The organism is Candidatus Pelagibacter sp. HIMB1521, assembly GCF_052047875.1.
Lineage (GTDB): Bacteria > Pseudomonadota > Alphaproteobacteria > Pelagibacterales > Pelagibacteraceae > Pelagibacter.
On sequence record NZ_JBNAIZ010000003.1, the window covers coordinates 107,265 to 115,925 of the forward strand.

7 protein-coding genes are annotated in these 8,661 nt (G+C 32.2%); 5 read left to right on the top strand and 2 right to left on the bottom strand.

Annotated features, from left to right (window positions below; all coding sequences use genetic code 11):
- Positions 1-18 precede the first annotated feature (18 nt).
- The 4 genes from ACTTA5_RS01920 to ACTTA5_RS01935 all read left to right on the top strand — a co-directional run bounded on the left by ACTTA5_RS01920 (position 19) and on the right by ACTTA5_RS01935 (position 4,527).
- A complete protein-coding gene (locus ACTTA5_RS01920) occupies positions 19-1,104 on the top strand; it encodes an ABC transporter ATP-binding protein (protein WP_440647478.1) in 1,086 nt (361 codons plus the stop codon).
- A 115-nt stretch (positions 1,105-1,219) separates the two neighbouring features.
- Entirely contained in the window at positions 1,220-2,338 is a 1,119-nt protein-coding gene (locus ACTTA5_RS01925) for an extracellular solute-binding protein (RefSeq protein WP_262590367.1), read from the top strand.
- A gap of 69 nt (positions 2,339-2,407) precedes the next feature.
- A complete protein-coding gene (locus ACTTA5_RS01930) occupies positions 2,408-3,670 on the top strand; it encodes an ABC transporter permease (protein ID WP_440647480.1) in 1,263 nt (420 codons plus the stop codon).
- A gap of 2 nt (positions 3,671-3,672) precedes the next feature.
- Positions 3,673-4,527, top strand: a complete 855-nt coding sequence (locus tag ACTTA5_RS01935; RefSeq protein WP_262590369.1) for an ABC transporter permease — start codon at positions 3,673-3,675, stop codon at positions 4,525-4,527.
- 2 nt (positions 4,528-4,529) lie between these two features.
- On the opposite strand, the gene ACTTA5_RS01940 is transcribed toward ACTTA5_RS01935, so the two are convergent.
- The gene (locus ACTTA5_RS01940) at positions 4,530-5,657 is read right to left on the bottom strand and encodes a thiolase family protein (RefSeq protein WP_440647482.1); all 1,128 of its coding nucleotides are present in this window, start codon (positions 5,655-5,657) and stop codon (positions 4,530-4,532) included.
- A gap of 105 nt (positions 5,658-5,762) precedes the next feature.
- Here ACTTA5_RS01940 and ACTTA5_RS01945 point away from each other — a divergent pair, with 105 nt between their 5' ends.
- Positions 5,763-7,985, top strand: coding sequence for a 3-hydroxyacyl-CoA dehydrogenase NAD-binding domain-containing protein (locus ACTTA5_RS01945; RefSeq protein ID WP_440647484.1), 2,223 nt, complete (start codon positions 5,763-5,765; stop codon positions 7,983-7,985).
- Here the strand turns inward: ACTTA5_RS01945 and ACTTA5_RS01950 are convergent.
- Positions 7,978-8,628 (bottom strand): peptidylprolyl isomerase, encoded by a 651-nt coding sequence (locus ACTTA5_RS01950; protein ID WP_440647486.1) that lies wholly within the window; start codon positions 8,626-8,628, stop codon positions 7,978-7,980. The genes ACTTA5_RS01945 and ACTTA5_RS01950 overlap by 8 nt on opposite strands.
- Between the last annotated feature and the right edge of the window lie 33 nt (positions 8,629-8,661).

Here is an 8,661-nt window from a genome sequence, read left to right on the forward strand (position 1 = left end):
TGTTTAATAATCAACTTTATGTCTAAAAATCCAGAATTCGTAAAATTTGATAAAGTCGATAAAAGTTATGACGGTAAAGTACTTGTCGTTAAAGATCTTCAATTAGATATTGCTGAAGGTGAATTTATAACGATGCTTGGACCATCTGGTTCAGGTAAAACAACTTGCCTAATGATGTTAGCTGGATTTGAAACTCCAACTAATGGAGAAATTTTATTAGACGGAAATATTATTTCAAACATTCCACCTCATAAAAGAGGAATTGGAATGGTGTTCCAGAATTATGCACTGTTTCCACATATGACAGTTTATGAAAATTTAGCTTTTCCTTTAAGAGTTAGAAAAGTTGAAAAAGATGAAATTGATAAAAAGGTAGATAAAGCTTTGTCGATGGTTTCTTTAAATGGATTTGAGTCTAGAATGCCAGCACAACTTTCTGGAGGACAACAACAAAGGGTAGCTGTTGCAAGAGCCCTTGTTTTTGATCCTGCTGTTGTTTTGATGGATGAACCACTTGGTGCATTAGATAAAAATTTAAGAGAGAGTATGCAGTATGAGATTAAACACATTCATGAAAGCATTGGTGTAACAGTTGTCTATGTAACTCATGACCAAAGTGAGGCTCTTACTATGTCAAATAGAATAGCTGTATTTAATGATGGTAAAGTTCAACAGTTATCTGATCCAGCAGAACTGTATGAGAAACCAGTTAACTCTTTTGTTGCAGAATTCATTGGTGAAAATAATACATTTAATGGTGAAGTCTCTGATATAGATAAAGATAAATGTAAAGTTAAATTAGGTAAAGCAGAAATATTAGCTAATCCTATTTCGGTAAAATCAAAAGGTGAAAAAACTACAGTATCTTTAAGACCAGAAAGAGCATTGATAAATCCAACTGACAAAATGGATAATATGTTCACTGGAAAAATAGAAGAGGTAATTTACCATGGTGACCACACAAGAGTTAGACTGGATTTACTTGGTAGTTCTGAGTTTATTTTAAAAGTACCAAATAGCACCTCAAACCTTGAGCTAAAAGTAAAAGAAGATATCAACATTGGTTGGAACAGTGTTGATGCTAGAGCTTTAGATCCTAAATAGTTTCAAATAAATTCTGAAATAATATTAGATAAAATGAGCTGTTGACTTCACTTGCTCATTTTGGTGTACTTTCTTTATATAAATTAATTTATATTAACGTTTAAACGGAGGAATAATGAAAAAATTAAGTAAATTATTACTTGCTCTTTCTTTTGCTCTTTCAATAACTTCATCAGCATTTGCAGTTACTGTTGCATCTTGGGGTGGAGCTTATACAGAGTCTCAAAAGTTAGGGTATGGTGATCCGACTGCTAAGGCACTAGGAGTAGAAATCAACTGGGTTGATTATTCTGGTGGTTTGTCAGAAATTAAAGCACAAAAAGAAGCAGGTGCTATTACTTGGGATATCATAGACTTATTTGCATTCGATACAATTAACGGATGTGACGAAGGTTTATTTGTTAAATTTGATTTTGACAAAGACTTCCCAGCTGCACCAGATGGAACTCCTGCAAGTGAAGACTTCTTCACAGAAATGCCAAGTGAATGTGCTGTAGGAAACATCTTATATTCTTGGAACTATGCTTTTGACACAAGAGCATTCGGTGGTAAAGAGCCTAAAACTATTAAAGACTTCTTTAACACTAAAAAATTCCCAGGAAAAAGAGCAATCTACACTAGTGCTTTAACTAATTTAGAAATTGCTTTAGCTGCGGATGGCGTGAAGTTAGGTGACGGCGGTGAAAGAGTTTATAGAAAACTTTTATCAGACGGTGGAATCGACAGAGCGTTAGCTAAAATTAAAACACTATGTACAGATCCAAATGGTGGATGTGTATTCTGGTCTGCAGGTGCTCAACCACCTGAATTATTAGTTGCCGGTGAAGTTGTTATGGCAACTGGTTGGAACGGAAGATTCTTTAATGCTGAAGTTGGTGAAGGTGCTCCAATTAAACAAGTATGGGATGGTCAAGGTCTTGACTACGAATACTTTGCTTTAGTTAAGGGTGGTCCAGATGAAGCGAATGCTAAAAAAGCTTTAGCTATGATGACTAACACTGAAATGTTAGCTGGTAGCGCGAAGTACATTGCATACGCTCCATGGAGAAAATCTTCTCTTGATGTAATCACTGCTGGTGAGCCATGGTACAAAGATGGTAAAACAGAAATGATGCCTCAAATGCCAACTGCTCCTGCTAACACTAAAAACTATTTCTTAGTAGACCCATTCTTCTGGGCTGACTATGGAACAGAGATTGGTGAGAAGTGGGAAGCTTTCAAAGCAGGCCTATAATTTCAGTTTTAATCACTGAATTTATATAATATATTTAGGGCGGTTATTAATTAACCGCCCTATTTTTTTATGAGCTCTGAAGCAAAACAAATTTTAACAACTGACGGAATACCATTAGAGGTCAGTTTGAAGAAAGCCGAACGGAAGAATAAGGTTAAAGCCTTTCTTCTAGTTGCTCCTTTGTTATTATTTTTAGTCATCACCTATATATTTCCAATTGGTGAGATGTTTACGAGAAGTATTGATGACAAAATGATTACAAATATGCTTCCTAAAACATTTAAGGAAATGGAAAATTGGGATGGACAAGAACTACCTCCTGAGGAAGTTTTTTCTGCTTTTTATTATGATTACAAAGCCCTTGTTGAAAAACAAGAACACGGAAAACTTGGTCAAAGATTAAATAAAGAAAAAAACGGGTTTAATTCAACAACTAAAAGATTGTTTAGAAATATTAAAAGAAAAAAGATTGACGAAAGCGCAAGTATTAAAGAGCAGATGATGAAGGTCCATAAAAACTGGGGTAAAGTTGAGTATTGGCAAGCTATTAAAAGAACAGCGCCACCTTACACATTAGCCAAGTATCTAAAAGGTATGGACATGTATTATGCTGCTGATGGGAGTATTGCTCAAGTAGATGAAGATAGAAGAATTCATAGAATTTTGTGGCTAAGAACGCTTGAAATTGCTTTTTTTGTAACTCTATTTTGCTTTGCAATGGGTTACCCTATTGCTCATTTATTAGCTACATTACCAATGAAGTACTCTAATTTATTAATGATTTGTGTTCTTCTACCATTTTGGACTTCATTATTAGTCAGAACTGCAAGTTGGATGATTTTATTACAGCAGCAAGGAGTCGTTAATGATTTCTTTGTCATGATAGGATTAGTTGCAGACGATAACAGGCCTGAAATGATGTATAATAAAGTAGGCACTTATGTGGCGATGACACAGATATTATTGCCATTTATGGTTCTTCCACTTTACAGTGTTATGAAAACAATCTCTCCTAGTTTAATGAGAGCTGGAAAATCTTTAGGAGGAACACCTTTTGTTGCTTTTTGGAAAGTTTATTTCCCATTAACTATTCCAGGTATAGGAGCGGGATGTTTATTAGTATTTATATTGGCAATTGGATATTACATTACTCCAGCATTAGTAGGAGGCGCCTCTGGAACTTTGATAAGTAACCAGATTGCATACCATATGAAAACAACTTTGGACTGGAGTTTTGCATCTGCGATGGGATTAATGTTGTTAACTGGAGTTTTAGTTGTGTATTGGATTTATAATAAATTAGTTGGAGTTGATAATATTAAATTAGGATAAAGATGGCATTACCAAGTTATACAGAAACTCGTTATAGAATTTGGCATTATGTTTATTTAGCCATTTGTGCTTTTGTATTTTTCTTTTTAGTTGCGCCTTTATTCGTAATATTTCCATTATCATTTAATGCTGAAGAATTTTTAGTTTTTTCTGAGGGAATGAAAAATCTCGATCCTGACGCTTTTTCTCTAAGATGGTATAAAGATATGGTCTATGGAACTAAAAACCCTTGGGGACTAGCTGCAAAAAATAGTTTTATAATTGCAATATTTGCAACGATAGGATCGATAATACTTGGTACATTGGCTGCGTTAGGTTTAAGCAGTAGGCACATGCCTTATAAGGGAATTATAATGGCTACTTTAATTTCACCAATGATTGTTCCGTTAATTATATCAGGTGTTGCAATATTCTTTTTCATGGCCAAAGTTGGTTTAGCAGCAACACATACTGGAATAGTTTTTGCTCATATAATCCTAGGAACTCCATTTGTTGTAATTACTGTAACAGCAACATTATCAGGATTTGATCATAGTGTAACAAGAGCGGCATCTAGCCTAGGAAGCAACCCCGTAAACACTTTTATGAAAATTACTCTTCCTTTAATATTACCAGGTGTAATTTCAGGAGGTCTATTTGCATTTGTGACTTCATTTGACGAGGTAGTTGTTGTTTTATTTCTTGCTGGTTTAGAAAATACTACAATTCCAGTGCAGATGTGGACTGGTTTGAGAGAACAGCTTAGTCCAACAATTTTAGCTGTTGCAACATGTTTAATTATTCTTTCAACTTTAATATTAATTAGTGCAGAACTATTAAGAAGAAGATCTGAAAGATTAAGAGGAATTAATAGATAAAATTAAACTGATTCAATTATTGTTGCAATTCCCATTCCTAAACCAATACATTGAGTAGCAAGAGCGTATTTTTTATTTTCTCTTTTTAAAAGTTGTGCAGCTTTTCCTGTAATCCTCGCACCTGTTGCACCCAAAGGATGCCCCAAAGCAATTGCACCCCCATCTAAATTTACTTTATTAATATCTATTTCTAAATCTTTGATACAAGCTAGTGATTGAGATGCGAAAGCTTCATTTAACTCCACAATATCAATGTCTTTTATTGAAATTTTAGCTCTATCCAAAGCTTTTTTAGTTGCTGAAATTGGTCCTAAGCCCATATAGTTTGGATCACATCCTTCAACAGCAGTAGATTTTATTCTCCCAAGAATTTCTAAACCATTCTCTATAGCAAAGTTTTCTTCACATATAAGAGTTGCAGCAGCTCCATCAGTTAGAGGAGATGAAGTTGCAGCTGTTACTGTTCCATTTTGATCAAATACTAACTTTAAACTATCTAGTTTTTCCATTGTGCTATTAGGTCTAATATTTTCATCAATTTCACAATCACCTATCTTAGTAATTTCACTTTTGAATTTATCTTTTTGTTGGGCTTCATTTGCTTTTCTATGACTTTCTAAAGAGAACTCTTGTTGTTCTGTTCTTGAAATATCATATTTTTTAGCAACATTCTCAGCAGTAATTCCCATGGATAAATATAAATGTGGATTTTGTTTTTCTTCATCAGAATAAGGGTAGGGTAAAGGATCAAAGCCAGTTCTAACTCTAGTCATGCTTTCAACACCTCCACAAATAAATATCTTGCCTGATCCCATTGCTATTTTTCCTGCCGCAATATGAATTGCCTCCATTGAAGATCCACACCATCTGTCTACAGACATACCAGGAACTCTCATATCTAGATCTGATAAAAAAGTTACCAATCTTCCAATATTAAAACATTGTTCACCAACCTGAAAAGCGCAACCAATAACAACATCATCAATTTCTTTTGGGTTAATTTTTGATTGTGAAACAAGATTTTTTATTACTTCAGCTAGCAGATTAACTGGTTTTACATCTATTAATTTTCCTTTATTTGCCATTGCAAAAGGTGATCTGGAGTAACCAGCTATTACTGAATTATACATTTTTCTCTTTAATATTGTGTTAATTTATATAGCTTACCAATTTAATTAATCAGGAAATTTGTCTTATTTCAAGTTTTTGATTAATTCAATAGAAGTTTATTTATTATGGATATTAAAAAAGTAGTTGTTATTGGATCTGGTACGATGGGTAGTGGAATTGCAGCACACCTGTGTAACGCAAATGTGCCTGTAACTCTTTTAGATTTAACAACAGAAATATCTGAAAAAGCTAGAGACAGAATTCATAAATCAAGACCTCCATTGCTTTTAGATAAAACCAAAATTGAAAATATTAAAGTTGGAAATATTAATGATAATTTTGATGTAGTAAAAGAAGCTGATTGGGTTGTTGAGGCTGTTGTTGAAAGAATTGATATAAAGCACAATATTTATGAAAAAATATTTAAGAACAGAAAACAGGGGGCAATTGTTTCATCAAACACATCATCTATCCCAATTAAAGTTTTGTCAGAAAAATTAACTGAAGAAGAAAAAAAGGATTTTTGCATAACTCACTTCTTTAATCCAGTTAGATACATGGGATTATTAGAAATTGTAAAAAATGAAAATAATGATTTGAATAAAATCAATTCTCTTAAAAAATTTTGTGAAATTGAATTAGGTAAAGGTGCGATCGTTTGTAATGATACACCTGGTTTCTTAGGAAATAGAATAGGTGTTTATGCAATGCAGGTAGCAATGACAGAAGCATTTAGAATGAAATTATCAATTGAAGAAGCTGACGCAGTTTTTGGAAGACCAATGGGTATACCTAAAACAGGAGTTTTTGGCTTATATGATCTAATTGGAATTGATTTGATGGCTGATGTTTTAAAAAGCTTTATTAAAGAACTTTCTGATAATGATGAATTTCAAATTGTCGCAAAAGAAATACCACTTGTAAAAAAATTGATTGATACTGGTTACACTGGACGAAAAGGAAAAGGTGGTTTTTACAGAATGAATAAAAGTGGAAACCAAAAAGTATTAGAAGCTATCAATTTAGAAACAGGTGAATATACAACCTCAAAAAAAATAGATTTAGGAGTTGAGACTATAGATATTAATAATTTAATTAATCGAAAAGATAAATATGGAGAATATGCTTGGGAAGTAATTTCTAAAATAATTAAATACGCGTCTTCTTTAGTTCCAGGAATTACAGACAAATTCAACGATATAGATGAAGCAATGAGACTTGGTTTCAATTGGGCAATGGGTCCTTTTGAAATGTTAAAATCAATTGGAGTTGAAAACTTTTTTTCAAGGATAGATAATTTTGAAAATAATAAATTTTTAGAAAATTTATCTAAATCAAAAGATGAAAACTTTTATGGAGAAAGACAATTATATACTGATATCGAAACACTAGGAAAAATTAGACCAACAGCAATAAAAGTAGATAAAAATAATTCTGCTGAAATTCACCGTTTTAAAGATTTTAATATTGTCGAATTTACTACAAAAGCTTGTGCATTAGATTACGACTCAATGGATGCATTAAAAAATGCAACTGACAAACCGCTCATTGTTATGAATGAAAGTATGCAATTTTCTGCAGGTGTGAATTTGAGTTATACGATGAATTTTGCAGACAAGAATGATTTCAAATCTATAGAAAAATTTATTAAATACTTTCAGGATACTTGTAAAACATTAAAATATTCTAAGTACCCAGTAGTTTCTGCACCTTCAGGTCTTACTTTAGGCGGTGGTTTTGAGGTTTTAGTTCAAAGTAACTTTGTTGCATCACACACAAATATTGTAGTTGGTCTTGTAGAAACAATTGTTGGATTAGTGCCAGCTGGAGGTGGATGTAAAGAAATGTTATGGAGATGGTCACAAACTAATGAGGCAAAATCTGATCCTGATTATGCTCCTTTAAAAGTATTTGATATTATTGGATACGCAAAAACTGCAACTTCTCCTGTAGAAGCAGAGCCTTTAAAATACTTAAAACCTGAGGATAAAAAAATCATGAATAGAAACAGTCTTTTTGAAGAGGCGAAAAAACTTATTCATCAAAATAACGATTTTGTTCCTCCAGAAGAGTGCAAATTTAATTTATCTGGAAAACCTTTGAAAGAAAAGATGATTAAAGTTTTAGAGAAATTATATAATGATAAAATAATATTAGATCATGGAATGCATGTTGGAACTGAACTCGCAAATGTTTTAAGTGGTGGTGATACAAATTTAGATAAAACTTTATCAGAGGATGATCTATATAAATTAGAGTTAGATTCTTTTATGAGATTGATAGAAACCAAGCAAACTCAAGAAAGAATTAAACACACTCTTTCAACTGGAAAACCTTTAGTTAATTAGTCTCTAACATTCTAAAAGTGTTTATATAATCAGGTCTTAGTACATAGATTGCTTTATTCCCTGTTTTAATTTTCTTAAGAATATCTAGACCAAACTTTACTTTTCCAAGCGGAGTGTATTCTCCTTGATAAATTGGGATATCTTTCAAGGTAATAAAAAATTCACTATCTTCAGAGTCAAATTCTGTTGATCTTGCAAAACCAACACTACCTTCAGTAAATTCAAAATCATCACTAAGTTCTGATTTTAATAATCCTAATCCTGATTTTCCACTTCCAATTTTTGAGTAATCTAAATATTCAATATTTCCAAATTTAAGATCACCAGCTTGAACTAAAGTATTTTCAACAACTTTATAGAATGCCGAACCATCATACATTTTTTTTTCAATTAGCGTTTTAAATCTTTCGACAGCTTTTGGAGAAATGTCAGGATATAACTCAATAATAACGTTTCCACATTCTAAATTCATTACAGCGATATTATTTGGGTTCTTAAAGTTTAATTTTTTTAAATCATTGTTGTCTATAAATAGACATTTATTTTTTAATAAAAAAAAAGATGAAAAAGCAGAAACGGCTAAGACTATTAAAAAAATAAATAAAATTTTTTCTGATTTTGAAGCTTTAATTGTTTTAATCATAAAATATTTTCATCGATTTTAGATATATGTAAT

Excerpts from the sequence above, each read along its gene's own strand:
- ACTTA5_RS01945 (WP_440647484.1), top strand. The coding sequence starts at position 5,763 with ATGGATATTAAAAAAGTAGTTGTTATTGGATCTGGTACGATGGGTAGT.
- ACTTA5_RS01935 (WP_262590369.1), top strand. The coding sequence starts at position 3,673 with ATGGCATTACCAAGTTATACAGAAACTCGTTATAGAATTTGGCATTAT.
- ACTTA5_RS01920 (WP_440647478.1), top strand. The coding sequence starts at position 19 with ATGTCTAAAAATCCAGAATTCGTAAAATTTGATAAAGTCGATAAAAGT.
- ACTTA5_RS01925 (WP_262590367.1), top strand. The coding sequence starts at position 1,220 with ATGAAAAAATTAAGTAAATTATTACTTGCTCTTTCTTTTGCTCTTTCA.
- ACTTA5_RS01940 (WP_440647482.1), bottom strand. The coding sequence starts at position 5,657 with ATGTATAATTCAGTAATAGCTGGTTACTCCAGATCACCTTTTGCAATG.
- ACTTA5_RS01930 (WP_440647480.1), top strand. The coding sequence starts at position 2,408 with ATGAGCTCTGAAGCAAAACAAATTTTAACAACTGACGGAATACCATTA.
- ACTTA5_RS01950 (WP_440647486.1), bottom strand. The coding sequence starts at position 8,628 with ATGATTAAAACAATTAAAGCTTCAAAATCAGAAAAAATTTTATTTATT.